18 protein-coding genes are annotated in these 24,995 nt (G+C 68.8%); 8 read left to right on the top strand and 10 right to left on the bottom strand.

Features of this window, described 5'->3' with window-relative positions; genetic code table 11:
- Positions 1-11: 11 nt before the first annotated feature.
- Both AB0D18_RS06640 and ngcE read right to left on the bottom strand, forming a co-directional pair.
- On the bottom strand, positions 12-953 hold the full coding sequence (locus AB0D18_RS06640; RefSeq protein ID WP_362414058.1) for a sugar ABC transporter permease: 942 nt from the start codon (positions 951-953) through the stop codon (positions 12-14).
- Between the two features lie 169 nt (positions 954-1,122).
- On the bottom strand, positions 1,123-2,556 hold the full coding sequence (ngcE, locus tag AB0D18_RS06635; RefSeq protein WP_362413628.1) for an N-acetylglucosamine/diacetylchitobiose ABC transporter substrate-binding protein: 1,434 nt from the start codon (positions 2,554-2,556) through the stop codon (positions 1,123-1,125).
- A gap of 429 nt (positions 2,557-2,985) precedes the next feature.
- Here ngcE and AB0D18_RS06630 point away from each other — a divergent pair, with 429 nt between their 5' ends.
- Together AB0D18_RS06630 and AB0D18_RS06625 are read left to right on the top strand one after the other, a co-directional pair.
- Positions 2,986-6,870 (top strand): GH92 family glycosyl hydrolase, encoded by a 3,885-nt coding sequence (locus AB0D18_RS06630; RefSeq protein ID WP_362413626.1) that lies wholly within the window; start codon positions 2,986-2,988, stop codon positions 6,868-6,870.
- A 168-nt stretch (positions 6,871-7,038) separates the two neighbouring features.
- Positions 7,039-7,971, top strand: a complete 933-nt coding sequence (locus AB0D18_RS06625; protein WP_362413625.1) for a VCBS repeat-containing protein — start codon at positions 7,039-7,041, stop codon at positions 7,969-7,971.
- A 73-nt stretch (positions 7,972-8,044) separates the two neighbouring features.
- Here the strand turns inward: AB0D18_RS06625 and acnA are convergent, their stop codons facing one another.
- On the bottom strand, positions 8,045-10,756 hold the full coding sequence (gene acnA / locus AB0D18_RS06620; RefSeq protein ID WP_362413623.1) for an aconitate hydratase AcnA: 2,712 nt from the start codon (positions 10,754-10,756) through the stop codon (positions 8,045-8,047).
- Between the two features lie 301 nt (positions 10,757-11,057).
- On the opposite strand from acnA, the gene AB0D18_RS06615 reads away from it, so the two are divergent.
- The 3 genes from AB0D18_RS06615 (at position 11,058) to AB0D18_RS06605 (ending at position 15,058) form a co-directional block, all read left to right on the top strand.
- Entirely contained in the window at positions 11,058-11,951 is an 894-nt protein-coding gene (locus AB0D18_RS06615) for a virginiamycin B lyase (protein WP_362414056.1), read from the top strand.
- 107 nt (positions 11,952-12,058) lie between these two features.
- Complete coding sequence (locus tag AB0D18_RS06610; RefSeq protein WP_362413621.1) at positions 12,059-13,432, top strand: FAD-binding oxidoreductase; 1,374 nt, start codon at positions 12,059-12,061, stop codon at positions 13,430-13,432.
- A 96-nt stretch (positions 13,433-13,528) separates the two neighbouring features.
- Positions 13,529-15,058: a UDP-N-acetylglucosamine 1-carboxyvinyltransferase gene (locus AB0D18_RS06605; RefSeq protein ID WP_362413619.1), complete on the top strand. Its 1,530-nt coding sequence runs from the start codon at positions 13,529-13,531 to the stop codon at positions 15,056-15,058.
- Positions 15,059-15,061: 3 nt separating this feature from the next.
- On the opposite strand, the gene AB0D18_RS06600 is transcribed toward AB0D18_RS06605, so the two are convergent.
- Positions 15,062-15,679, bottom strand: coding sequence for a DUF4188 domain-containing protein (locus AB0D18_RS06600; protein ID WP_362413617.1), 618 nt, complete (start codon positions 15,677-15,679; stop codon positions 15,062-15,064).
- A 113-nt stretch (positions 15,680-15,792) separates the two neighbouring features.
- Between AB0D18_RS06600 and AB0D18_RS06595 the strand changes: the two genes are divergently transcribed.
- Positions 15,793-16,437 carry a MerR family transcriptional regulator gene (locus AB0D18_RS06595; protein WP_362413615.1) on the top strand — a complete coding sequence of 215 codons (645 nt, stop codon included), beginning with the start codon at positions 15,793-15,795 and terminating at the stop codon, positions 16,435-16,437.
- A gap of 47 nt (positions 16,438-16,484) precedes the next feature.
- On the opposite strand, the gene AB0D18_RS06590 is transcribed toward AB0D18_RS06595, so the two are convergent.
- From AB0D18_RS06590 to AB0D18_RS06565, 6 genes are all read right to left on the bottom strand, one after another.
- The gene (locus AB0D18_RS06590) at positions 16,485-17,480 is read right to left on the bottom strand and encodes a PDR/VanB family oxidoreductase (RefSeq protein WP_362413614.1); all 996 of its coding nucleotides are present in this window, start codon (positions 17,478-17,480) and stop codon (positions 16,485-16,487) included.
- Positions 17,477-18,556: an aromatic ring-hydroxylating dioxygenase subunit alpha gene (locus AB0D18_RS06585; protein ID WP_362413612.1), complete on the bottom strand. Its 1,080-nt coding sequence runs from the start codon at positions 18,554-18,556 to the stop codon at positions 17,477-17,479. Before AB0D18_RS06585 ends, AB0D18_RS06590 begins: the two co-directional genes overlap by 4 nt.
- Before the next feature lie 47 nt (positions 18,557-18,603).
- Entirely contained in the window at positions 18,604-19,407 is an 804-nt protein-coding gene (locus AB0D18_RS06580; protein ID WP_362413610.1) for an IclR family transcriptional regulator, read from the bottom strand.
- A 26-nt stretch (positions 19,408-19,433) separates the two neighbouring features.
- A complete protein-coding gene (locus tag AB0D18_RS06575; protein ID WP_362413608.1) occupies positions 19,434-20,813 on the bottom strand; it encodes an alpha/beta fold hydrolase in 1,380 nt (459 codons plus the stop codon).
- On the bottom strand, positions 20,810-22,288 hold the full coding sequence (locus AB0D18_RS06570; protein ID WP_362413606.1) for an MFS transporter: 1,479 nt from the start codon (positions 22,286-22,288) through the stop codon (positions 20,810-20,812). The genes AB0D18_RS06575 and AB0D18_RS06570 overlap by 4 nt, the downstream gene beginning before the upstream one ends.
- 83 nt (positions 22,289-22,371) lie before the next feature.
- Entirely contained in the window at positions 22,372-22,797 is a 426-nt protein-coding gene (locus tag AB0D18_RS06565; protein ID WP_362414054.1) for a MarR family transcriptional regulator, read from the bottom strand.
- 299 nt (positions 22,798-23,096) lie between these two features.
- Here AB0D18_RS06565 and AB0D18_RS06560 point away from each other — a divergent pair, with 299 nt between their 5' ends.
- The gene (locus AB0D18_RS06560) at positions 23,097-24,032 is read left to right on the top strand and encodes an SDR family NAD(P)-dependent oxidoreductase (RefSeq protein ID WP_362413604.1); all 936 of its coding nucleotides are present in this window, start codon (positions 23,097-23,099) and stop codon (positions 24,030-24,032) included.
- A gap of 23 nt (positions 24,033-24,055) precedes the next feature.
- On the top strand, positions 24,056-24,991 hold the full coding sequence (locus AB0D18_RS06555) for an amidohydrolase family protein (protein WP_362414052.1): 936 nt from the start codon (positions 24,056-24,058) through the stop codon (positions 24,989-24,991).
- Positions 24,992-24,995: the final 4 nt, after the last annotated feature.

Genomic DNA, 24,995 nt, shown 5'->3' with positions numbered 1-24,995 from the left:
CTCCCGCGCTCTCAGTATTCGATCCGGTCACGGTTCCCGACCCGCATGATGATCAGGGAGAACACCACGCTGAGGACGAGAAGTACGACGCCGATGGCGGTGGCGTAGCCGAACTGGCCCTCCCGGAACCGTTCGTAGAGGAAGACCGGGGTCACCTTCAGGGCGTGCTTGGGCATCATCACGAGGACGATCGCGAAGGAGTCCAGGGCCTGGATTCCCATGTAGATCCAGCCGGTGCGCACGGTGTCCCAGATCAGCGGGAGGGTCACCCTGAAGAAGGTCGTGCCGCGGCCCGCGCCGTCCAGCAGCGCCGCCTCGTAGATGTCCTTGGGGACGGCGCCCATCGCCGCCGAGAACAGCACCACGTAGAAGCCGACGAAGCTCCAGCAGATGACGGTGAGCACGGCGATCAGGGCAAGCATGTGCTCGCCGCCCAGCCAGGCCGGCCCGGTGATGCCGAACGTGGACAGCGAGCCGTTGAGCAGACCGCTGTTGGTGTTGAAGACCCGCCCCCAGACCACTGCGATGATCGCGACGGAGAGGACCTGCGGGAAGAAGTAGACGACCTTGTAGAACGACGAGCCCGCGACACCGGCGATGGCCTGGCCCTTACGGTGCCGGCCGCCCGCGGTGATCATGTACGCGAAGAACATGCCGAGGACGAGGGTCACGAGCGGGGCCACCACCAGCAGGGTGAGGCTGGTCTTCGTGGAGTCCCAGAACCGCTCGTCGTTCCACATCTTGACGTAGTTGCCGAAGCCGTTGAAATTCGCTATCGGCCCGCCCGCCCAGTCGGTGAACGAGTAGTAGATCGCCTGGATGAAGGGCGAGATGACGAAGATTCCGTAGAACACCAGCGGAATCACCAGGAATCCCGCGATGAACCGGTATTTGTCGAGTGTGCGGTATCTGCGGTCGTAACGGACCCGCTCGGGGGTGAATCGGGGCGGCAGGAGAATTGCCGCGAGGAACAACAGCTGGTTGGGGGGCTTTTCTGCCCTTTTCTCGATACTCACGCCGCTCCGATTCCACCCGCTCCGTGCACGCGCCGCGCGCGTGCACACGTACTCGGCCCGGTAGTTGTCGGGCCGTTGATTCCCAGGCTGATTCCCGGTCCGGCTGTCAGGCCTTCTTGATCTTTGTGATGTCGTCGTCCTTGGCGACCCGGTCGGAGGCCTTCTGCATGGCGTCCATGGCCTCCTTCGTCGACATCTCGCCCCTCATGAACTTGCCCATCGTCTTGTCGAAGTCCTCGGTGAAGAGCTCGCTGTACCACTCCTTGAAGAAGGGGATGACGATGTTGTCGCCGGCCGCGGTGATGGCCTTCTGCGCGCTGTCGGTGCCGGACGGCAGCTGCATTCCGTCAATGGCGCCCTTGAGGGCCGGAATTCCGCCGGTCTCCTTGAAGAGGTTGACGGACGCCTCCTTGCTGTACATCATCCGCATCCACTCCAGGCCGCCCTGTACGTTCGCGGCCTTGGCCGGGACGATGAAGGGCTCGCCGGGCGGCGAGTACAGCGTGCCGAACGGCAGGGCGTCGCCCTTGTCGAGCGACGGCGTGGCGCCGACCGTCATCCCGAAGCCCTTGGGGGTGGTGTCCTTGGCCTCGTTCTCCACCCAGGACCCGTTGGGCACGAAGACGCACTTGCCCTTGGTCCAGGCGGTCTGCATCTCGGTGTGGCCCTCGGTGCTGTCGAAGCCGGTGAGGACGTACTTCTTGGCGACGATCTCCTCGAAGGCCTCGAAGACGGACTTCACCGCGTCGTGCTTCCAGGCGTTCGGCTCCAGGTAATCCATCGCCTCGACGACCTTGCGTCCGCCGGCCTGCGCGAACATCGCGTACATGGAGAAGAGCATGTAGCGGGGGTGGCCGCCCGGGTAGCTCCAGCCGTGGATGCCCTTGCTCTTGGCCTTCTTGCAGACCGCGATCATCTCGTCCCAGGTCTTCGGGTACGCGACCTCCAGGGTCTCCTCCAGCATCCGCTTGGAGTACCAGTTGCCGTACACCGTCATGGCGATGTTGAGCTGGTAGCAGCCCTTGGTGCCGAAGGCGCCCATCGACTGCATCGCCGGGTACAGGCTGTCGCGGACCTTGACCTTGGGGTCGTCCCAGGAGGGCGAGTCAAGCATCTCGGTGAAGTCGGCGACCTGCTTGTTGGTCACCAGCTTGCCGATGTTCATCTGCTCGGCACCGGAGTTGTTGATGACGTCGGCCGACGGCTTTCCGCGGACGATCTTCGGCTGGAGCTGGGTGGCGATCTTCTCCGTGGCCTTCTGCGTGGCCTTGGACTCCGGGTACGTCTTCTTGTACATGTCGGTGACGAACTGGGCGTACTTGTCCTTGTAGCCACCGTTGAAGATGTAGACCGCCAGCGCGGCGTCCTCCTTCACCCCCAGCGGGTTCTTGGCGGACTTCGTGCCCTTCTCGGCCTTCTCCCCGCCACTGCCGCCACCACTGGCGCAGGAACTGAGTGCGCCGACTCCGGGCACTGCGAGAAGGCCTGCGGCGGCCGTCCTCTTCAGCACATCACGACGGTTGACGTTGGTGGGTCCCATGCTCAAGTCCCCGCCCTCTCCAGGACTCAGGCGGTGTACCGGTGCGCCCGCACAAGAATTCACCTCGGGCGAAGCCCCGCCACCGCGGTCAGACGACTCGATCGATTCTGGATTCAGCTGATTCAGCGGGATTTCCGGGGCCCGAAGGGGGCACTCGATGCCACCCCCGTGGTCCCTTACCCCCTGGTCCGCGCCGGTTTCCCGAGCAGTACGGACGCCGATAGGTATAGTCCACTTCCCGTCAACTGGGCAAGATCGAAAGCAAGGTTGCGCGTCGTTCTTTCCCGAGTTGAGACCTCTTGGATATCTGGGCGCACATTTGTCCAACTGACGCGCCCATGAACACCCTTGACACCACTGGCCACTTGACTCCCTACTGGTGTTACGTACGCTCTTGACAACGTTGTCTGAGTAAAGGAAGCGCTCGGGATGCAGCCCAGACCCAGACCTTTCGGATCCAGACGGGGCAGGGGCGCCGCAGCGGCCCTCGCGAGCCTCGTCACGGCCGCACTGACGATGACCGCACTGGCCCCTCCGGCCGCGGCCGCCCTGCCGAAGCAACCCGCACAGCCCGCCCAACCCGCGCCTGCCGACAGGGGGTTCAGCTCCTCCTTCGAGGCGGACGAGCCCGCCCCCACCTGGCGCAACACCGTCGAAACCGATGCGAAGGGCCGCAAGAGGGCCTCCGGTGTCGACGGCGGTGACACCGCCGGAATCCCCGGCAGCGTCACCGACCGGGTCACCGAGCTCCGCGCGAGCGCCGAGAACGCGGCGGGCGGCGAGGTGAAGGAGAACCTGATCGACGTCACGCCGGGCAGCAAATGGCTGTCCTTCCTGCCGGCCGGCTGGGTCGAGTTCGACCTCGACGAGTCCGCCAAGGTGGTGACGTACGCGCTGACTTCGGCCAACGACCACGCCGAGCGCGACCCCAAGGACTGGACGCTCCAGGGCTCCACCGACGGCAAGACATGGAAGACGCTGGACACCCGGAAGGGCGAGACCTTCACCTCGCGCTTCCAGACCAAGACGTACGACTTCGCCAACGACACGGCGTACCCGCACTACCGGCTCGACATCACGGCCAACGGCGGCGCTCCGATCCTCCAGCTCGCGGACGTTCAGTTCTCGAACGGGGACACCTCGACGCCGACCCCCGAGGACATGCGCAGCCAGGTCGACCGCGGCCCGTCGGGCTCCCCCACCGCGAAGTCGGGTGCGGGCTTCACGGGAAAGCGGGCGCTGCGTTACGCGGGCACGCACAAGGCGGACGGCCGGGCGTACTCGTACAACAAGGTCTTCGACGTGAACACGCGGATCGGCCGCAACACCGAGCTGTCCTACCGCGTCTTCCCCTCGCTGCCCGCCGACGAGAAGGGCGCGGACCTCAACTACCCCGCCACGAACGTGTCGGTGGACCTGGCCTTCACCGACGGCACCTATCTGAGTGACCTGCGCGCCCTCGACCAGCACGGCGCGGTTCTGTCGCCGCAGGGCCAGGGCGCCTCCAAGTCGCTGTACGCGAACCAGTGGAACCACAAGGCGGCCCGGATCGGCGCGGTCGCGGCCGGAAAGACGGTCGACCGGATCCTGGTGGCGTACGACAACCCGAAGGGCCCGGCGAAGTTCCGGGGCTGGATCGACGACGTACGCATCATCGAGAAGGCTCCGGAAAAGCCCCAGTCCCGCCTGTCGGACTACGCGAACACCACCCGGGGCACGAACTCCAGCGGCTCGTACTCCCGCGGCAACAACATCCCGGCGACGGCCGTGCCGCACGGCTTCAACTTCTGGACGCCGGTGACCAACGCGGGCTCCACCAGCTGGCTGTACGACTACGCGCGCGGCAACAACGCCGACAACCTCCCCACCCTCCAGGCCTTCAGCGCCAGCCACGAGCCGAGCCCGTGGATGGGCGACCGGCAGACCTTCCAGGTGATGCCCTCCGCGGTCCCCGGCACCCCGGACGCCTCGCGGACGGCCCGCGCGCTGCCCTTCCGGCACGAGAAGGAGACGGCGAAGCCGCACTACTACGGCGTGACCTTCGAGAACGGTCTGCGGACCGAGATGACGCCGACCGATCACGCGGCGATGATGCGGTTCACCTATCCGGGTGAGGACGCCAGCATCGTCTTCGACAACGTGTCGAACGACGGCGGGCTGACGCTGGACCCCGCGAGCAGTTCCTTCACCGGGTTCTCCGACGTCAAGAGCGGCCTTTCCACCGGCGCCACCAGGCTCTTCGTGTACGGCGTCTTCGACGCGCCGGTGACCGCGAGCGGGAAGCTGAGCGGCGGCGGGGGCGACGACGTGACGGGCTACCTCCGTTTCAAGCCCTCCGCGCAGAAGCAGGTCTCGCTCCGTCTCGCCACTTCACTCATCAGCGTGGACCAGGCGAAGCAGAACCTGGCGGCGGAGATCCCGGCGGGCTCCCGCTTCGAGCGGATCCAGGACCGCGCGCAGGACGCCTGGGACGACATCCTCGGCCGCGTCGAGGTCGAGGGCGCAAGCCACGACCAGCTGACCACCCTCTACTCCAGCCTGTACCGGCTGTATCTGTACCCCAACTCCGGGCACGAGAAGGTGGGTTCGACCACGAAGTACGCCAGTCCCTTCTCCCCGCAGACCGGCCCGGACACCCCCACCCACACCGGCGCGAAGATCGTCGACGGTGAGGTGTACGTCAACAACGGCTTCTGGGACACCTACCGCACCACCTGGCCCGCGTACTCCTTCCTCACCCCGAAGAAGGCGGGGAAGCTGGTCGACGGCTTCGTGCAGCAGTACAAGGACGGCGGCTGGATCTCCCGCTGGTCCTCGCCCGGATACGCGGACCTGATGACCGGCACCTCGTCCGACGTGGCGTTCGCCGACGCGTACGTCAAGGGCGTCGACTTCGACGCGGGCGCCGCGTACGAGGCGGCGCTGAAGAACGCCACCGTCCTGCCGCCCTTCTCCGGCGTCGGCCGCAAGGGCATGGACACCTCGCCCTTCCAGGGCTACGCCTCGACCAAGACCCACGAGGGCCTGTCCTGGTCCCTGGAGGGCTACCTCAACGACTACGGGCTCGCAAAGATGGGCGAGGCCCTCTACAAGAAGACGAAGAAGGCCCGCTATCGGGAGGAGTCGGCGTACTTCCTCAACAGGGCCCAGAACTATGTGAAGTTGTACGACTCCAAGGCCGGCTTCTTCCAGGGCCGCGACCTCAAGGGCGACTGGCGGGTGCCCTCGGAGAAGTACGACCCCCGCATCTGGGGCTACGACTACACCGAAACGAACGGCTGGGGCTACGCCTTCACCGCCCCGCAGGACAGCCGCGGCCTGGCCAACCTGTACGGCGGCAGGCCGGGCCTGGGCCAGAAGCTGGACTCGTACTTCACCACTCCGGAGACCGCGTCGCCCGAGTTCGCCGGTTCGTACGGCAGCGTCATCCACGAGATGACCGAGGCGCGTGACGTACGGATGGGCATGTACGGCCACTCCAACCAGGTCGCGCACCACGCCACGTACATGTACAACGCGGCCTCGCAGCCCTGGAAGACGCAGGCCAAGGTCCGCGAGGTGCTCTCCCGCCTCTACACCGGCAGCGAGATCGGCCAGGGCTACCACGGCGACGAGGACAACGGCGAGCAGTCCGCCTGGTTCCTCTTCTCCTCGCTCGGCTTCTACCCGCTGGTCATGGGCAGCGGCGAGTACGCGATCGGCTCGCCGCTCTTCACCAAGGCGACGGTCCGCATGGAGAACGGCCGCAAGCTGGTGGTGAAGGCTCCGAAGAACAGTGCGCAGAACATCTACGTGCAGGGCGTCAAGGTCAACGGCAAGCGGTGGACGTCGACCGCACTGCCGCACGCCACGCTCGCCCGGGGTGGCACCGTCGAGTTCGAGATGGGTCCGAGGCCGTCGGCCTGGGGCACCGGGAAGAACGCTGCTCCCGTCTCGATCACGCAGGGCGACGCGGCGCCGTCGCCGCGCACCGACGCGGTCGAGGGCGCGGGTCCGCTCTTCGACAACTCCTCCGTCACCGAAGGCGCGTTCACCTCGCTCGACCTGCCGGTGAAGTCGCCGGTGAAGGCCGTGCAGTACACGCTGACATCGGCTGAAGCGGCCAAGGCGCCGACGGGCTGGGTGCTCCAGGGCTCGGCGGACGGCACGAAGTGGGACGTGCTGGACGAGCGCCGGAAGGAGACGTTCGCCTGGGACCGGCAGACCCGGGTCTTCACCGTGGCCGCCCCGGGCGACTACCGGCACTACCGGCTGGTGAAGGACGCTCGGGACACCGGCGCAAGGACGCTGGCCGAGCTGGAACTGCTGTCCTGATCACGCCCCCAACTGATCAGTAATTGCCCCAGAATGATCTCTTCCGTGCTTCATATACCAATTCCGCGACGGTAATTGGCATGTGAAGATGACGTGGATAGATCCTGCCGGAGCCGTGACGCACCCATGAGGATGCGTCACGGCTCCTTCATGCCTCTGGAGTCATACGTGGCCGAACTCTCTGGCCGTCAGCGCGGACGTTTCCTGTCCCGCGTCACCGTCGCGGCGCTCGCCGCGGCATTCGTGGCCACCACGACCGGTGCCCACGCCGCGGAGAACCCGCAGCGGGACAAGGCGGCCGATGCGGCCGTTTCCGTCAAGAAGACGGACCGTGCCGCCGCCCCGCAGCAGTCGCGCGCGGCTGTCGCGGCCGCCGCCCCCGCGGTGGTCAAGGGCACGTTCGGGCTGGTCGGCTCGGACCTGTACATGCACAAGCCGGACTTCAACGGTGGTCTGGCCGCACGCAATTTCGTCACCACCGGCTATGAAGCCACCAACGCCGCCCAGGTGGACACCGACGGCGACGGCGCCATCGACGGCATCTGGGACTGGACGTCCACCGGTGACCTCTACTTCTCCGGCGACGTCGACAGCTACCTGGTCGGGCCGGGCTGGAACACCTACAACCGCTCCTTCTCCCCCGGCAACCTGGGCGGCACCGCGGCGTACGACCTCGTCGGCCGTGACGCCACCGGCGGCCTCTGGGTCCACCAGGGCACCGCGGACGGCCGCACCACCGGCCGCACCAAGGTCGGCACCGGCTGGGGCCAGTACACGCAGATCGCGGGCCTGGGCGACATCAGCGGTGACGGCAACGCCGACATCGTGGCCCGGGACTCCTCCGGCACGCTGTGGCTGCACGCCGGAACCGGCGACATCGCCAAGCCGTTCAGCTACCCGACCAAGATCGGCACGGGCTGGAACCAGTACAACATGATCCAGGGCGCGGGCGACCTGGACATGGACGGCATCGTGGACATCATCGCGCGCGACTCGTCGGGCACGCTGTGGCGTCACTCGGGCACCGGCAACGCCGCCGCCCCGGTCGCCGCCCGCGGCCAGGTCGGCACGGGCTACCAGCAGTACCGCCTGATGTTCTGATCGGTCCACCACATGAAGAAGGGCCGCATCCCCGAGGTCGGGGATGCGGCCCTTCTTCATGTGGCTTCCGGTACTAGCTGCGGATCAGCGAACGCAGCACGTACTGCAGGATGCCACCGTTGCGGTAGTAGTCCGCCTCGCCGGGGGTGTCGATGCGCAGCTTCGCGTCGAACTCGACGTCGCCCGCCTTCACCTTCAGCGTCTCCGGGATGCCACCGTCGTTGAGGCCGGTGACGCCCGTGATCGAGAAGGTCTCCTCGCCGGTCAGGCCCAGGGAGGCCGCCGAGGCGCCTTCCGGGTACTGGAGCGGGAGGACGCCCATGCCGATCAGGTTCGAGCGGTGGATGCGCTCGTACGACTCGGCGATGACGGCCTTGACGCCGAGCAGCGCGGTGCCCTTGGCCGCCCAGTCGCGGGACGAGCCCGAGCCGTACTCCTTGCCCGCCAGGATGACCAGCGGCGTGCCGGCGGCCTGGTAGTTCTGCGAGGCGTCGTAGATGTACGAGACCGGGGCGTCGGCCTGCGTGAAGTCACGCGTGAAGCCGCCCTCGGTGCCCGGCGCGATCTGGTTGCGCAGGCGGATGTTGGCGAACGTGCCGCGGATCATGACCTCGTGGTTGCCACGGCGCGAGCCGTACGAGTTGAACTCGCGGCGCTCGACGCCGTGCTCCGTGAGGTACTTGCCGGCCGGGGTGTCGGCCTTGATCGCACCGGCCGGGGAGATGTGGTCGGTGGTGACCGAGTCGCCCAACTTGGCCAGCACGCGTGCACCGGCGATGTCGGCGACCGGGGTCGTCTCCATCGTCATGCCCTCGAAGTACGGGGGCTTGCGCACGTAGGTGGACTCGTTGTCCCACTCGAAGGTGTTGCCGGTGGGGATCGAGAGGGCCTGCCACTGGGCGTCGCCCGCGAAGACGTCCTGGTAGGACTTGTTGAACATGTCCTCGCCGATGGAGTTGGCGACGACGTCGTTGACCTCGGCCTCGGTCGGCCAGATGTCGGCCAGGAAGACCGGCTTGCCGTCCTGGTCGGTGCCGAGCGCGTCCTTGGTGATGTCGACCTTCATCGAACCGGCGATGGCGTACGCGACGACCAGCGGCGGGGACGCCAGGTAGTTCATCTTGACGTCGGGGTTGATCCGGCCCTCGAAGTTGCGGTTGCCGGAGAGCACCGATGTGACCGCGAGGTCGGCGTCGTTGATCGCCTTCGAGATCTCCTCGTCCAGCGGACCCGAGTTGCCGATGCAGGTGGTGCAGCCGTACCCGACGAGGTTGAAGCCCATCTTGTCGAGGTAGGGCGTCAGACCGGCCTTGTCGAAGTAGTCGGTGACGACCTTCGAGCCCGGGGCGAGCGTGGTCTTGACCCACGGCTTGCGGGTCAGGCCCTTCTCGGTGGCCTTCTTCGCGACGAGCGCGGCGGCGACCATCACGTACGGGTTCGAGGTGTTGGTGCAGGAGGTGATGGCCGCGACCGTCACCGCGCCGTGGTCGATCTCGAAGGACGAGCCGTCCGCCATGGTGACCAGGGTCGGCTTGGTGGGAACGCCGTTGGAGGTCGCCGGGGAGTCGGACGCCGGGAAGGACTCCTTGCCGGCCTCCTCGTCGTCGGAGACGTAGTTGCGCACGTCCTGGGCGAACTGCTGCGAGGCGTTGGCCAGGACGATGCGGTCCTGCGGGCGCTTCGGGCCGGCGATGGAGGGGACGACCGTGGAGAGGTCGAGCTCCAGCTTCTCGGAGAAGTCGGGCTCGGCGGCCGGGTCCAGCCACAGACCCTGCTCCTTGGCGTACGCCTCGACGAGCGCGACCTGCTGCTTGTCGCGGCCGGTCAGACGCAGGTACTTCAGCGTCTCGTCGTCGATCGGGAAAATCGCGGCGGTGGAGCCGAACTCCGGCGACATGTTGCCGATGGTGGCACGGTTGGCCAGCGAGGTGGCGGCGACGCCCTCACCGTAGAACTCGACGAACTTGCCGACGACGCCGTGCTTGCGCAGCATCTCGGTGATCGTGAGGACCAGGTCGGTGGCGGTCGTGCCGGCCGGCAGCTCGCCGGTCAGCTTGAAGCCGACGACGCGCGGGATCAGCATGGAGACCGGCTGGCCGAGCATCGCGGCCTCGGCCTCGATGCCGCCGACGCCCCAGCCGAGCACGCCCAGGCCGTTGACCATGGTGGTGTGCGAGTCGGTGCCGACGAGGGTGTCGGGGTAGGCCTGGCCGTTACGGACCATGACCGTGCGAGCGAGGTGCTCGATGTTGACCTGGTGGACGATGCCGGTGCCCGGGGGGACGACCTTGAACTCGTCGAAGGCGGTCTGGCCCCAGCGCAGGAACTGGTAGCGCTCCTTGTTGCGGCCGTACTCCAGCTCCACGTTCTGCTGGAAGGCGTTCGCCGTGCCGAACTTGTCGGCGATGACGGAGTGGTCGATGACCAGCTCGGCCGGGGCGAGCGGGTTGATCTTCGCCGGGTCGCCGCCCAGCTCCTTCACGGCCTCACGCATCGTGGCGAGGTCCACGACGCAGGGCACGCCGGTGAAGTCCTGCATGATCACGCGGGCCGGCGTGAACTGGATCTCCTGGCTGGGCTGGGCCTGGGAGTCCCAGCTGCCGATCGCCCGGATGTGGTCGGCGGTGATGTTCGCGCCGTCCTCCGTGCGGAGCAGGTTCTCCAGCAGCACCTTCAGGCTGTAAGGGAGGCGCGCGGAGCCCTCGACCTTGTCCAGCTTGAAGATCTCGTACGACTCGTCACCCACGCGCAGCGTGCTGCGGGCGTCGAAGCTGTTCGCCGACACGACAGTCTCCTTCTTCAAAAAAGTGCGCGTTCTACCGCAATACAGCAATCCTGCCGTCACGACTCCGGGCAGACCCGCTAAGGTAAGGCTTAGTTAGGTAACCCTTACCGGGAAGTGGCGACTGCGGCGCGCTGGGTAGATATCTCGATGTCGAGATAACTCTAGTACATGACCGCAGTACGGTCATGCCCGGTCGCCTTCTGAGGCGGCCGCGGCGCGGGTCGGGCGTTCTCGCATGCCCTCGTACCCGGCCACCATGCCTCGTACCCGGTCAAGGAGAGTGCCCGTGTCACGCCCCCGCATATCCATTACCGACGTTCCCGTGTCCGACGGCAAGGCGGGGCCGTACGGAGTCGCGGCCGGTCCGGACGGCGCGATGTGGTTCACCGAGGTGCACGGGGGCCGCATCGGGCGCCTCGCGCCCGACGGCGCCGTCACCTCGTACCCGCTCGCGCACGCGGACGGCGGACCCACGGTGATCGTGGCGGGCCCCGGCGACGGGTCGCTGTGGTTCACCGAGTACCAGGGCCACCGGATCGGCCGGATCACGACCGGCGGCGAGCTGATCGCGTACGAGCTGCCTGCGGCTGGGCCGTACGGGATCACGGCGGGGCCCGACGGCGCGATGTGGTTCACCGAGATGAACACCGACCGGATCGGCCGGATCGCCGCCGACGACACGATCACCCACTTCGCACTGCCGGTCGAGCCCGGGGCCTTCCCGTCCGTCATCGCCGCGAGTCCGGGCGGCGACCGGCTGTGGTTCACGCTGAATCAGGCCAATGCGATCGGCTCGATCACCCTCGACGGCGACGCCGAGATCCATCCCCTGCCCACCCCGGCCGCCGGTCCGGTCGGCCTCGCGGCCGGTCCCGACGGGGCGATGTGGTTCGTCGAGATCATGGCGGGGCAGATCGGGCGGATCGACGCCACCGGGACGATCGACGAGTTCCCGCTGCCGGACCGCGCCGCGCGGCCGCACGCGCTGACCGCGGGGGCCGACGGGGCGATGTGGTTCACCGAGTGGGGTGCCAACCGGGTCGGCCGGATCACCCTCGACGGCTCCCGCATCGACTCCTACGACCTCCCCTCCCCCGCAGCGGAACCGCACGGCATCGCGCTGGGTCCCGACGGGGCGCTGTGGCTGGCGATGGAGAGCGGCTCGCTGGCACGCGTCGAGGTCGCCGTCGGCTGACGTGGCTGCTCCCGGATATATGACGGCACCTGTCATGTATCCGGGAGATCATGCTTCTCACAGGCCCAACGCCGCGGTCGCGGCGCAGACTTGAGGAGCGAAGCACAGTGACGAGCAAGGACTTTCCGACCGTTGAGGGTTCCGTGTTCTTCCCCGGCGACGAGGGGTACGACACGGAGCTCGCCGGGTTCCAGACCGCCTACCGGCACCGTCCGGCCTTGGTGGTCGCAGCGCGCGGCGCCGAGGACGTGCGGATCGCCGTGACGTACGCACAAGAGCACGGACTGCCGGTCGCCGTGCAGGCCACCGGGCACGGGCTGTCCGTGGCGAGCGAGGGCGGGGTCGTCGTCAGCACGCGGGCGCTTGACGGCGTCCGGATCGACAGCGAGACGCGCACCGCGTGGATCGGGGCGGGCGTGCAGTGGGGGCGGGTGGTCGAGGAGGCGGCCCGGTTCGGGCTGGCGCCGCTGAGCGGCTCGTTCCCCGGGGTGGGCGCCGTTTCGTATCTACTGGGCGGTGGCGTCCCGTTGCTGGGGCGGGAGTTCGGATACGCGTCGGACCATGTCCGTACGGTCGAAGTGGTCACCGCCGACGGGGAGTTGAGGACTGTCGACGCCGCGAGCGATCCTGACCTGTTCTGGGCGCTGCGCGGGGCCGGGCACAACTTCGGGGTGGTGACCGCGATCGAGGTGGGGCTGGTCCCGGTCGAGCGGATCTACGGCGGCGGGCTGCTCTTCGACGGGAAGCACGCGGCGGAGCTGATGCGGGTGTACGCACAGTGGTCGGCGACCGTGCCGGAGACGCTGACCTCGTCGATCGGCTTCATCCCGTACCCGGACCTGCCGTTCCTCCCCGACGATCTGCGCGGCCGGTACGTCGCACATGTCCGGATCGTCTTCAACGGCCCGGCGCAGGAGGGCGAACGGCTCGTCGCACCGCTGCGCGCGGTCGCCCCCCGGCTCTCCGACGACCTCGGCGACATGCCGTACACCGATGCCGGTGAGATCTACCGCGAGCCGCCCTTCCCGCATGCGTACAGCGGTACGAGCGTGCTGCTCGACGGTCTCGACGAGGACGCGTTCGACGCCGTACTGAAGGCCACAGGACCGGAAGCGGACCTCATGGTCGTGCTCGGCGTGCGGCATCTCGGCGGTGCGATGTCGCGGACTCCGGCGGACGGCGGGGGTGCGGTGGGCCACCGGGACGCCCAGTACCTTGTGCACCTCGTCACACCGATCGACGGGAACGCGGAACTGGAGGCCGCCCGTTCCGTACACGGGGACGTACGGGCGGCGCTCGCGCCGCGGGCGCTGGGCCGGGCGCTGCTCTTCGAGTTCGGGGACGGCGAGCGGGCCTCTCAGGCGCAGACCAGGAGCGGTTACGGCGCTGCGGACTACCGGCGACTGGCGCAGCTCAAGCGGCGCCTGGACCCCGGCAACCTCTTCCGGCACAACCGCAACATCGTTCCGGCGACGGACTGAACGGAAGCGGGGCGGAGCTGACGGACCGGCAGATCCGTCACCCCCCTGGACCGGCCGGGTGAGTTGTCATCTCATATCTGAGATAGCCTTCCGCTCATGGCAGACGACTACCTCGTACGCATCGGCAAGCTCATCCGTGACGCCCGTCAGCACCGGGGCTGGACCCAGACGCAGCTCGCGGACGCGCTCGGCACCAGCCAGAGTGCGGTGAACCGGATCGAGCGCGGCAATCAAAACATCAGCCTTGAGATGATCGCCCGAATCGGTGAAGCCCTCGACAGTGAGATCGTGTCGCTGGGGTACTCGGGCCCGATGCATCTGCGAGTGGTCGGCGGCCGCCGCCTGTCCGGCGCGATCGACGTCAAGACCAGCAAGAACGCGTGCGTGGCGCTGCTCTGCGCCACCCTCCTCAACAAGGGCCGCACGGTCCTGCGGAAGGTGGCGCGGATCGAGGAGGTGTACCGCCTTCTGGAGGTACTGAGCTCGATCGGCGTCCGTACGCGCTGGATCAACGAGGGCAAGGACCTGGAGATCGTCCCGCCCGCCGAGCTGGACATGGCGTCGATGGACGCGGACGCGGCCCGCCGCACGCGCTCCATCATCATGTTCCTGGGTCCGCTGCTGCACCGTATGGATCACTTCAAGCTGCCGTACGCGGGCGGCTGCGACCTCGGTACGCGCACGATCGAGCCGCACATGATCGCGCTGCGCCGGTTCGGCCTGGACATCACGGCCACCGAGGGCATTTACCACGCCGAGGTCGAGAAGTCGGCAGGCCCCGGCCGCCCGATCGTGCTGACCGAGCGCGGCGACACGGTGACCGAGAACGCGCTGCTGGCCGCCGCCCGGCACGACGGCACGACCGTCATCCGCAACGCGTCCTCCAACTACATGGTCCAGGACCTGTGCTTCTTCCTGGCGGCACTGGGCGTCGAAATCGAGGGCGTCGGCACGACCACGCTGACCGTGCACGGCGTGCCGAAGATCGACGTGGACGTCGACTACTCCCCCTCCGAGGACCCGGTCGAGGCGATGAGCCTGCTGGCCGCGGCCGTCGTCACGGAGTCCGAGCTGACCATCCGTCGCGTCCCCATCGAGTTCCTGGAGATCGAGCTCGCGGTCCTGGAGGAAATGGGCCTCGACCACGACCGCTCCGCCGAGTACACCGCGGACAACGGCCGCACCCGCCTCGTCGACCTGACGGTCCGCCCCTCGAAGCTCGAAGCGCCGATCGACAAGATCCACCCGATGCCCTTCCCGGGCCTCAACATCGACAACGTGCCGTTCTTCGCGGCGATCGCGGCGACCGCGCAGGGCCAGACCCTGATCCACGACTGGGTCTACGACAACCGCGCGATCTACCTCACGGACCTCAACCGGCTCGGCGGCCGCCTCCAACTCCTCGACCCTCACCGGGTGTTGGTTGAGGGCCCGACCCGCTGGCGCGCCGCCGAAATGATGTGCCCGCCCGCACTGCGGCCGGCCGTGGTCGTCCTCCTCGCCATGATGGCGGCCGAGGGCACGTCCGTACTGCGCAATGTGTACGTGATCAACCGGGGTTACGAGGACCTGGCGGAGCGGCTCAACTCCGTGGGTGCGCAGATCGAGATCTTCCGGGACATCTAGGAGTCACGGCTGCGGCGCACCCGCGTCGGCGTCCGCGCCGGCGTCCGCCTTCGGCACCTGCTCCGGCTTCGGTACCTGCTCCGGCTCCGGCGACTGCTCCGTCTTCTGCGCCTGTTCCGTCTTCTGCGCGGCCCGGTGCTCGAAGCGGTCCTTGGCGCGCCGGCCGCGCTCCTCGACCGGGAGGACGCCGGTCGCCGCCGCGAGGCCGAAGGGCGGCATGTAGGCGTAGATGGACTCATGCGAACCCTCGGGCGAGATGTACGACTCGTGCCACAGGCCCACATGGCCGGGGACCCTGCCCGCGCGCTCCTTGCCGTTGATGTACTTCCACACCCGGTGGTGGAACATCTCCGGCGAGGAGGCGTAGGAGTAGAGCTTCTCCTTGGACTCCCAGTACTGGACCACGTAGTACGTGCGCGGGGAGCCGGTGAGCAGGACGTGGCCGCGCATTCCCTTGCCGCGGTCCTTCTTCAGCTCGCCGAGCATCCGGAACATCGACAGCATCACCGGCAGCCAGTGGTGCACCGCCCAGAAGTGGTTGATCCGCATCCCGATCAGCAGGACGACGACGTCGCCCTCGACGGCTGCGGTGGTGCGCCCCATGCTCACTTTGCCGGACATACCGCTCTGCCCTTCACTCTGGCCTTCGCTCTGGCCTTCACTCTGGTTGGATAACAGAACTATCCAAGCGCCGATGGTTGGATACTGGCACTCCCCAAGGAGAGGGGCAAGGGATGCGGCTGGCCGAGTTGAGCGAGCGGAGCGGGGTCTCTCTCGCGACCATCAAGTACTACCTGCGGCAAGGGCTGTTGGCACCCGGCATCCGGATCAGCGCGACGACCGCCGAGTACGACGAGAGCCATCTGCGGCGGCTGCGGCTGGTGCGCGCGCTGCTGCAGGTGGGGCGGCTGCCGGTGGCGACGGCACGCAAGGTGCTCGGGCACGTCGACGACGATTCCCTCGGCCGTACGATGCGGTTGGGCGCGGCCCTGTGGGAGTTGCCGCACGAGACGGAGGCCGAGGCCGAGCAGGACGAGTCGACGGCGGCCGCGCAGGTGGAGGTGGACCGGCTGCTCGGAAAGCTGGGCTGGGATTCGGCGCGGGAGATCGGTGCGCTCTCGCCCGTGCACCGTTCGCTGGTGGTGGCGGTGGCCACACTGATGCGGCTCGGCTACCAGTGGGACGCCGAACTCATGGCGCCGTACGCCGAGTTGATGCACCAGGCGGCGATCCGCGATCTCGACTTCGTGGAGACGCACCCGTCGGAGGCGGAGAAGGTCGAGACGGCGGTCGCGGCGGCGATTCTCTTCCGGCCGGTACTGGACGCCCTGCACCGGCTGGCCCAGGAGGAGGAGTCGGCGCGGAGGTACGGGCTGTAGCTCCCGACGGGGCGCAGCCCTGCTGTGTGCGAGGGGTTCGGCTCTGCTTACAGGTCGAGGACCAGGCGGGAGCCCTTGCAGCGGGAGACGCAGATGAGCATCGTCTCGTTGGCGGCACGCTCCTCGTCGGTGAGGACCGAGTCGCGGTGGTCGGGGACTCCTTCGAGCACCTCGGTCTCGCAGGTGCCGCAGGTGCCCTCGGTGCAGGAGTAGAGGACCTCGACACCGGCCGACCGTACGGCCTGGAGGACGGAGACGCCGGGTTCGACGGTGAGGGTACGGGCGGACCTGTCGAGCACCAACTCGAAGGATTCCAAGGGGACTTCCGACTCCGACCCGCACTCCGACTCCCACTCCGACTCCCACTCCGGCTCCTTGGGCCGGAAGCGCTCCAGGTGCAGGGCCGTGGGTGGCCGGGTGTCGGCGCAGTGGGCCGTGACCGCGTCCAGCAGCGGGGCGGGACCGCAGCAGTAGACGAGGGTGCCGGGGGCCGGGTCGGCGAGGGCGGTGGACAGGTCGAGGTGGCCACACTCGTCCTGGGGTGCGATGCGGATCCGGCCACTGCCGTAACGCTCCGTCAATTCACTGACATATGCCATGGATTGGCGCGTACGCCCGCCGTACAGCAGCGTCCAGTCCGCACCGGCCGCCTCCGCGGCGGCCAGCATGGGCAGGAGCGGGGTGATGCCGATGCCGCCCGCGACGAAGCGGTAGCGGGCTGCGGGGTGGAGCGGGAAGTGGTTGCGGGGGCCGCGGACGGCGACCTTCGAACCGGGGGTCAGCTTCCGGTGGACGTACGCCGAACCTCCCCTCCCGGCAGGCTCGTTGAGTACAGCGATGCGCCAGGTGCGGCGGTCGGCGGGGTCGCCGCAGAGGGAGTACGGGCGGATCAGGTCCTGGGTGAGTACGAGGTCGATGTGTGCACCAGGTTCCCAGGCCGGGAGCTCGGTGCCGGACGGGGCGCGGAGGGTGAGGGCGAGGACGCCGTCCGCCACCGACTGCGTTTCATCCACGACCAGTTCGAGGTCGTCGGGCAGCGTCATCGGACCGTCTCCACCTGCTTCGCGCCCGCCTCGGCGAGCCGGGCGAGGATGCGGCGGGCTGCCAGTGCACCGGTGTCGATGTTGATGCTGAGTTCCTGGTATCCGTCCGGCTCGGTGTCCAGGGTGCGCTGGAGCAGGTTGAGCGCGTCGACGTCCTGCATGACGACGGTGTGGTTGAACTCCCTAAGGAAATCGGTCACTTCGGTGTCTTCCGTGGCGAAGTCGCGGGACACCGCCCAGAAGTCGTACACCTTCCCCTCGGCTGCGGGTGTGACGGCGTACGTGATCTCGGTGTGGAAGGCGTGCGGATCGCTGCCGTCCGCCTCGGGGAGGACGCCGGCCGGGGCGATGCGGCTGTGCAGGAGGTAGAGGCAGGGGGCGAAGTACTCGATGTCCTGCCAGCGGGTGATGCGGCCCTCGATGCCGGTGGAGCGGGCGTAGAACGGCGGGCACTCGGCGTCGGCCATGCGCCGGCCGACCCGCACGACGCCCGCGTCCTCGTCGACCTCGGTGGTGATCGGCGTTTCGGCGACTTCGGGGGTGCCGATGTAGCCGCCGTGCAGGTACGTCTCGTGGGAGAGGTCCATGAGGTTGTCGACGAGCAGCCCGTAGTCGGCGTCGATGGGTTCCATGCCGGTGACCGTCGTCCACGCCGGGTCGGCGAGGTGGCGGGCGCGCGGGACGGCTCTCGGGTCGGCGAGGGCCGGGTCGCCGATCCAGACCCAGATCAGGGCGTCCTGCTCGACCAGCGGGTACGAGGCGACGCGGGCCGTGCGCGGGACGCGTTTCTGGCCGGGTACAGAGACGCAGGTGCCGGTCGTGTCGTACGTGAAGCCGTGGTAGCCGCAGACGATGCGGTCGCCTTCGAGCCGGCTCTCCGAGAGGGGGAAGCGGCGGTGCACACAGCGGTCGGCGAGCGCGACGGGTGTGTTCTCGTCCTCCGTGCGGTAGAGGACGATCGGCTCGCCGAGGATCGTGCGGCCGAGGAGTTCGCGGCCGACCTCGTGGGCGTGGGCGGCGACGTACCACTGGTTCCTGACGAAGGGCGTCGTGCGGGAGTTCCGGAATGGGGTCATGTGCCTACGGTCGTGACGCGGGCCGCTTGCCGGCAAGGTGACTTCCGTCAGGCGGAAGCGACGTCCTCGTGATCGGCGGAATCCTCGTGCCCGGCCGGGTCCGTCCGGGCGGCCGGGTCCGGCTGCCAGCCGAGTGCCCGTGAGATGCCGCGGGCGGCCAGTCGTACGGCAGGCACCAACGCTGGTACCTGCGCGCCCCGTTCGGGTACGACGACCGACACCGCCGCCACCACGGGCCCGCCAGGACCACGTACGGGTGCGGCGACCGACAGGGCGTCCTCCGTGATCTGACGACTGCTCACCGCACAGCCCGCACGCCGGACTTCGGCCAGTACGCGGCGCAGTTGTGCCGGGTCGATGAGAGTGTGCGGGGTGAAGGAGACGAGCGGCCGCGTCGTGTACGTCTCCTGGAGCGCGCGGTCGCCGTGGGCGAGCAGTGCGAGGCCGACGCCGGTGGCGTGCAGCGGCCAGCGGGCGCCGACCCGGGTGCGGACGCCGACGGCGGAACGGCCGGACAGCCACTCGATGTAGACGACCTCGGTGCCGTCACGGACCGCGAACTGGACGTTCTCGTGGGTCGCTTCGTACAGGTCCTCCAGGTAGGGCATGGCGACCTGGCGCAGGCCGAGGCCGCGCGGGGCGAGGGCCGCGGTCTCCCAGAGGCGGAGCCCGATGTGGTAGGTCCCGGTGCCGTCGCGCTCCAGGGCGCCCCAGTCGGTGAGTACGCCGACGAGGCGGTGAGCGGTGGTGAGGGTGAGCCCGGCCCGGTGGCTGATGCCGGTCAGAGTGAGGGCCGGGTGCGCATGGTCGAACGACGCCAGGACGGCGAGGAGGCGGTCGGGGGCGGTCATGACCGTGCCGTCACCGGGTCGCCCGATCACCCGGCGTCGTGGGCGAGGTCGTAGGGGCGGGGGTACGGGGCCGGACGGTAGCGCACGTAGCGGCCCGGCCTGGCCGGATCCGCAGTGTGGGCAAGGGAGTTGAGGGATTCCGGCGCCGTCTTCCAGCGGCCGGTGTCCAAGCGCTTCTCCAGGGTGTGCAGGGCGGCGACACTCTCGCCGGGTGTGAAGGTGCAGTGGCCGGGGGCACTGACGTACGCCTGGCGGAACAGGCTGGACGGGGTGCCCGCACCGTCGACCGCACGGCGGTAGGCGCTTTCGGTCTGTACGGGGACCAAGCCGTCGCCGGTGGTGTGGATGTTGAGCTGGGGTTTGGTGAGGCGGCCGGTGAAGGAACTGGTTCTGCGCATCCAGGCGGTGGCGGCCTGGTCGGCGGTGGTCCTGGGGGCACGGTGGAGTACGGCGAGGTCGGCGTCGAGACGCAGTCCGGCCTTCTTGTAGAGCTCGGTGACCTCCTTGCGGAGGGGTGAGCGGCCGAGCATCGCGGTGTAGTCGACGCCGGTGTTCCACGACGGGTTGCCGCCCGCGCGGCTCTCGGCCTCCTGCCGCCAGGCGAAGCCGCCGGTTCTGATGAGTCCCTGAACGGCCCTGAACTGATTGGCCTGTTGGGCCTCCCAGTCGGTCGGGGACGGCTCACTCTGGGCGGCGTCGTTGTGGCCGGGAATGTTGTGCAGGGCCGCGGCGAGTGCGATGCGGGCGCGGCCGGCCGAGGTGTTCTGGGCGGCGGTGGTCGCGGTGCTCATGGCGTCGGCGGCGGCGCGGGCGGCCTGCTGGTCGCGGAAGCCGGTGAGCGGGACGGCGGGGGCGAGGAGCGTCTTCAGGGCGAAGGTGGCGTCGAGGGTGCTGTTCCAGTTCGCCACTCCGCCCTGTTCCAGGCCGCACATGGCGAGGGTTGCGTCGAAGCGGGCGGGGTGGCGTTCGGCGAGGGCGGTGGTGACGAGGCCGCCGTACGACTCGCCCCAGGCGACGGTGCGGCGGGCCGGGCCGAGACGCTGGGTGAAGAGGTCGAGTGTGGCGAGCTGGTCGGGGACCGCGTCGGTGACCGCCCAGCCGGTGGAGGCGTACGAGGAGCCGATGAGTGCGTATCCCTCGGCGAGGAGCTTCGTACGGACCTCGGCGCCGGGGGCGTTGTCTGCGGAGTTGGGCGCGCCTGAGGGGCGGTAGCCGTGGCTGTAGAGAAGGACGGTGCCGTTCCAGCGGGCCGGGCGGTCCATCACATAGCTTGCGCCCGAGGAGAGTTGGCCCTCCAGGTGGACTTCATGGGTAGCCCCTGCTGGGGTGGATCCCGCCTCGACGGGGGTCGCGACGACCGAGGCGATCAGGGCGGCTGCGAGCAGCGTGGCGGTGCGGGCCTTCATCCACGTACTCCTTCTGTGTCTGCCGCCGGGACCGTCCTCTGCGGAGAAGCGGAGGCAGGGGCGGCGATGTCGTCGGTGATCAGTGTGTTGCCGCTGGTCTCGCGCATCCGCCACAGGGTGGCGACGGTGATGAGCGCGCCCGAGCAGAGCAGCAGGGCGAGCGGGGTACTGCTGCCGTCGTACGCGGCGAGGAGGCTGCTCGCGATCAGCGGCGAGAAGCCCGCGCCGATGAGGGTGGCGCCCTGGTAGCCGAGCGAGGCACCGGTGTAGCGGACCCGGGTGCCGAACATCTCGGACAGGAGCGCGCCCAGCGGCCCGTACATCGTGGACTGGGCAACACCGTGGCCCAGGCAGATCGCCAGGATCAGCAGTCCCGGTGAGCCGGAGTCGACCAGGGCGACGACCGGAAAGGCCAGCGCGGCGGAGGCGATCGCTCCGGCGAGGACTACGGGGCGGCGGCCGATGCGGTCGGAGAGCGCGGACGCGGCGGGCAGGACGAAGAGCGCGACGACGGAGGCGAGGGTGACCGCGGTGAGGACCTGCGAGCGGGTGTACCCGTGGGTGACGGCGTACGAAATCATGAAGCCGGTCAGCAGTGACTGGGCGGTGAACGCGCCGATGCCGACGCAGCAGGCCTGGAGCACCGGCTTCGGCTTGCGCAGGAGTTCGAGGATGGGGGGCTTCGCGGGGGCCTCGGAGGATTCCTGCCTCTGCTGCGCTGCTTCGAGCCGTGCGTCCTTGAGCTGTGCCTCCTTGAGCTGTGCTTCCTTGAGCTGTGCTTCCTTGAGCTGTGCCTCCTTGAAGAGTGGGCTCTCGGTCACCTTGAGTCGTACGAAGAGGCCGACGGCGAGCAGTACGACGCTCAGCAGGAACGGCACGCGCCAGCCCCAGCTGCGGAAGTCGTCGTCGGGCAGTGCCGAGACGAGGGTGACGACGCCGGCGGAGAGCACCGAGCCGAGCGGGGCGCCGAGTTGGGTGGCACTCGACCACAGGCCGCGGCGCTTCCCGCCCGCGTGCTCGACGTGTTCGACCACCATCAGGGTGGCGCCGCCCCACTCGCCTCCGATCGCCAGGCCCTGCACGACGCGCAGGGTGACCAGCAGGATCGGTGCCCAGACGCCGATGGCGTCGTAGGTCGGGAGCAGGCCGATGAGGAAGCTGCCCGCGCCCATCATGACCATGGTGAGAAGCATGATCGATTTACGGCCGACCCGGTCGCCGAAGTGGCCGAAGACGATGCCGCCGAGGGGGCGGGCGACATATCCCGCGGCGAAGGTGCCGAAGGCGGCGATGGTGCCTACGGCCGGGTCCGCCTCGGGGAAGAACAGCTCGCCGAAGACGAGGGCTGCGACCGTGCCGTAGACGAGGAAGTCATAGAGCTCCACTGCGGTGCCGAGCAGGCCGGAGAGCGCGACACGGCGCAACTGCTGCTTCGAGGACGGGGGTTGTCCGACTTGGGGACGGGGTGACTGCACGACGGGACTCCCTGGGGCAGGGCCAATGTCACCGCGAAGTTAGGCACCTTGTTCACCGCCGTCAATGTTTTGCACAACATCAATCAGGCGAGACCCGCCTCGGAGACGCGGCGCAGGAGCGCGTGCAGGGTGTCGCGCTCGGCAGCGTCGAGAGGTGCGAGCAGCTCGTCGGTCACACGCTCACCTGCGGCTTCGCCACCCTGGAGGAACTCGCGGCCCGCTTCGGTCAGGACGACGACGCGACTGCGGCGGTCGCCGGGAGCGGGACGGCGTTCGGCGAACCCGAGGCGTTCGAGGTCGTCGACGAGGCCGACGATCGCACTCGGGTCGTAGCCGAGCCGGGCACTCAACTCACGCTGCAGCGCACCCTCTGAGCCGGCCAGGAAACGCAGCAGCGCGTAGTGCCGCAGGCGCAGGCCGAACTCCTGGAGGGAGGCATTGAAGAGCTGACCGGAGCGCAGGCCGAGCCGGTAGAGCAGATAGCCGGTGTCGGCGTGCAGGCCGCGCATCCAGGGCTCACGGGCATCGATCGGCTCTTCGGCTTCGGAGGTCGGGGCGGCTGCTGACCTGGTGATGACGGACTCCTTGGTCGTTCGGGGCGTACGGGGCGGCCGTGGCGTACGGGGCGGCCGTTCGGGGCGCACGGGGCGGCCATTCGGCGTGTACGGGCCACAGCATGACGCAGATCGAATGTGCCAACAACCATTGACGTCAACAATGATTGTCCTTAGCTTCGATCTGGGCGACGGAGTCCGGCTCCGGTCCGCCGCCCGCTCCCCCAACCCACCTGCTACGTAAGGACACTTCTGTGCCCACTCTCGATCTGACCGGAAAGGTCGCCCTCGTCACCGGCAGCGGACGCGGCCTCGGGCTCGCCTATGCGCAGGCGCTGGCCGCCGCCGGTGCGTCCGTCGTCGTCAACGATCTCGACGAGGCGGTGGCCGAGCAGGCCGCGAAGACCATCCGGGAGGCGGGCGGCCGCGCGGTCGCCGAAGCCGTGACAGTGGGTACGACCGAGGCCGCCGACCGCCTCGTGGCACGGGCGGTCGCCGAGTTCGGGCGCCTCGACGTCCTGGTCACCAACGCGGGCGTACTGCGCGACAAGGTGCTGTGGAAGATGTCCGACGAGGACTTCGACGCCGTCGTCGGTGTGCACCTGCGCGGTACGTTCACCTGCGCCCGAGCAGCCGCGGTACGGATGCGGGAGCAGGGCGAGGGCGGCAGCCTGATCCTGGTCGGCTCCCCCGCCGGGCAGCGCGGCAACTTCGGGCAGACCAACTACGCGGCGGCCAAGGCCGGTATCGCGGCGATGGCCCGCACCTGGTCGATGGAGCTGGACCGCGCGAACATCACCGTCAACGCGATCGTGCCGGTGGCGGCGACCGCCATGACGGAGACCGTCCCGGCGTTCGCCCCGTACGTGGAGGCACTGCGCGGCGGCGAGCCGCTGCCCGGCTTCCTGCGCAAGGGCGAGGGCTTCGGCACCGCCGAGGACTGTGCGGCGCTCGTCCCCTTCCTCGCGTCGGAGGCCGCGCGCGGGGTCACCGGGCAGTGCATCGGCATCGGCGGCGACAAGCTGGCGCTGTGGTCGCACCCGCAGGAGGTGTCGGTGGCGTACGCGGACGGCGGCTGGAGCCCGGAGACGATCGCCGAGTCCTGGCACACCTCGGTGGGCAGCGAGCCGCAGACCGTCGGCATCCCCGCCCCGAAGGTCCCGTCGACCCCGGAGGCCCGATCCGCATGACCGGCGCACCCGCCGCGAACGCCATGAACGTCGACGACCTCGTCGCCATCGACGTCCACACCCACGCCGAGGTCTCCGCCAAGGGGCACGCCTCCCTCGGTGACGACCTGGCCGACGCGTCCAGCGCGTACTTCAAGGTCGAGGGCCGCAACCGCAAGCCGACGCTGCCCGAGATCGCCGCGTACTACCGGGAGCGGCGGATGGCCGCGGTGGTCTTCACCGTGGACGCCGAGCACGCCACCGGCACCGAGCCGGTCCCCAATGAGGAGGTCGCCGAGGCGGCCGCCGCCCACCCGGACGTACTGATCCCGTTCGCGTCGATCGACCCGTTCCGCGGCAGGGCGGGGGTCCGGCGGGCACGCCGGCTCGTCGAGGAGTACGGCGTCAAGGGCTTCAAGTTCCACCCGAGCATCCAGGGCTTCTTCCCCAACGACCGCATCGCCTACGAGCTGTACGAGGTGATCGAGGAGGCCGGGGCCGTCGCGCTCTTCCACACCGGGCAGACCGGCATCGGCGCCGGGGTGCCGGGCGGCGGAGGTATTCGGCTGAAGTACTCCAACCCGATGTACGTCGACGACGTGGCCGCCGACTTCCCGCATCTGAAGATCATCCTTGCCCATCCCTCCTTCCCCTGGCAGGACGAGGCCCTCGCGGTCGCCACCCACAAACCGGGCGTCCACATCGACCTGTCCGGCTGGTCGCCGAAGTACTTCCCGCCGCAGCTCGTCCAGTACGCCAACACCCTCCTCAAGGACAAGATCCTCTTCGGCTCAGACTTTCCGGTCCTCACCCCGGACCGCTGGCTCGCCGACTTCGACAAGCTCGCCATCAAGGACGAGGTCCGGCCGAAGATCCTGAAGGAGAACGCCGCCCGGCTGCTCGGCCTCGGCCCCGGCTCCGGCTCCGGCTCCGGCTCCGGCTCCGGCTCCGGCTCCGGCTCCGGCTCCGGCCCACTGTGATCCG

The sequence above is a fragment of the Streptomyces sp. NPDC048442 genome, from assembly GCF_040651475.1.
Classification (GTDB): Bacteria; Actinomycetota; Actinomycetes; order Streptomycetales; family Streptomycetaceae; genus Streptomyces.
The sequence above is the reverse complement of the archived record's forward strand: the minus strand, read 5'-3'. Positions and strand labels throughout refer to the sequence as shown.

What these genes read in the sequence shown, in the direction of transcription:
- AB0D18_RS06630 (WP_362413626.1), top strand. Translation starts at nt 2,986, where the DNA reads ATGCAGCCCAGACCCAGACCTTTCGGATCCAGACGGGGCAGGGGCGCC.
- AB0D18_RS06555 (WP_362414052.1), top strand. Translation starts at nt 24,056, where the DNA reads ATGAACGTCGACGACCTCGTCGCCATCGACGTCCACACCCACGCCGAG.
- ngcE (WP_362413628.1), bottom strand. Translation starts at nt 2,556, where the DNA reads ATGGGACCCACCAACGTCAACCGTCGTGATGTGCTGAAGAGGACGGCC.
- AB0D18_RS06605 (WP_362413619.1), top strand. Translation starts at nt 13,529, where the DNA reads ATGGCAGACGACTACCTCGTACGCATCGGCAAGCTCATCCGTGACGCC.
- AB0D18_RS06600 (WP_362413617.1), bottom strand. Translation starts at nt 15,679, where the DNA reads ATGTCCGGCAAAGTGAGCATGGGGCGCACCACCGCAGCCGTCGAGGGC.
- AB0D18_RS06595 (WP_362413615.1), top strand. Translation starts at nt 15,793, where the DNA reads ATGCGGCTGGCCGAGTTGAGCGAGCGGAGCGGGGTCTCTCTCGCGACC.
- AB0D18_RS06565 (WP_362414054.1), bottom strand. Translation starts at nt 22,797, where the DNA reads ATGCGCGGCCTGCACGCCGACACCGGCTATCTGCTCTACCGGCTCGGC.
- AB0D18_RS06590 (WP_362413614.1), bottom strand. Translation starts at nt 17,480, where the DNA reads ATGACGCTGCCCGACGACCTCGAACTGGTCGTGGATGAAACGCAGTCG.
- AB0D18_RS06580 (WP_362413610.1), bottom strand. Translation starts at nt 19,407, where the DNA reads ATGACCGCCCCCGACCGCCTCCTCGCCGTCCTGGCGTCGTTCGACCAT.
- AB0D18_RS06585 (WP_362413612.1), bottom strand. Translation starts at nt 18,556, where the DNA reads ATGACCCCATTCCGGAACTCCCGCACGACGCCCTTCGTCAGGAACCAG.
- AB0D18_RS06575 (WP_362413608.1), bottom strand. Translation starts at nt 20,813, where the DNA reads ATGAAGGCCCGCACCGCCACGCTGCTCGCAGCCGCCCTGATCGCCTCG.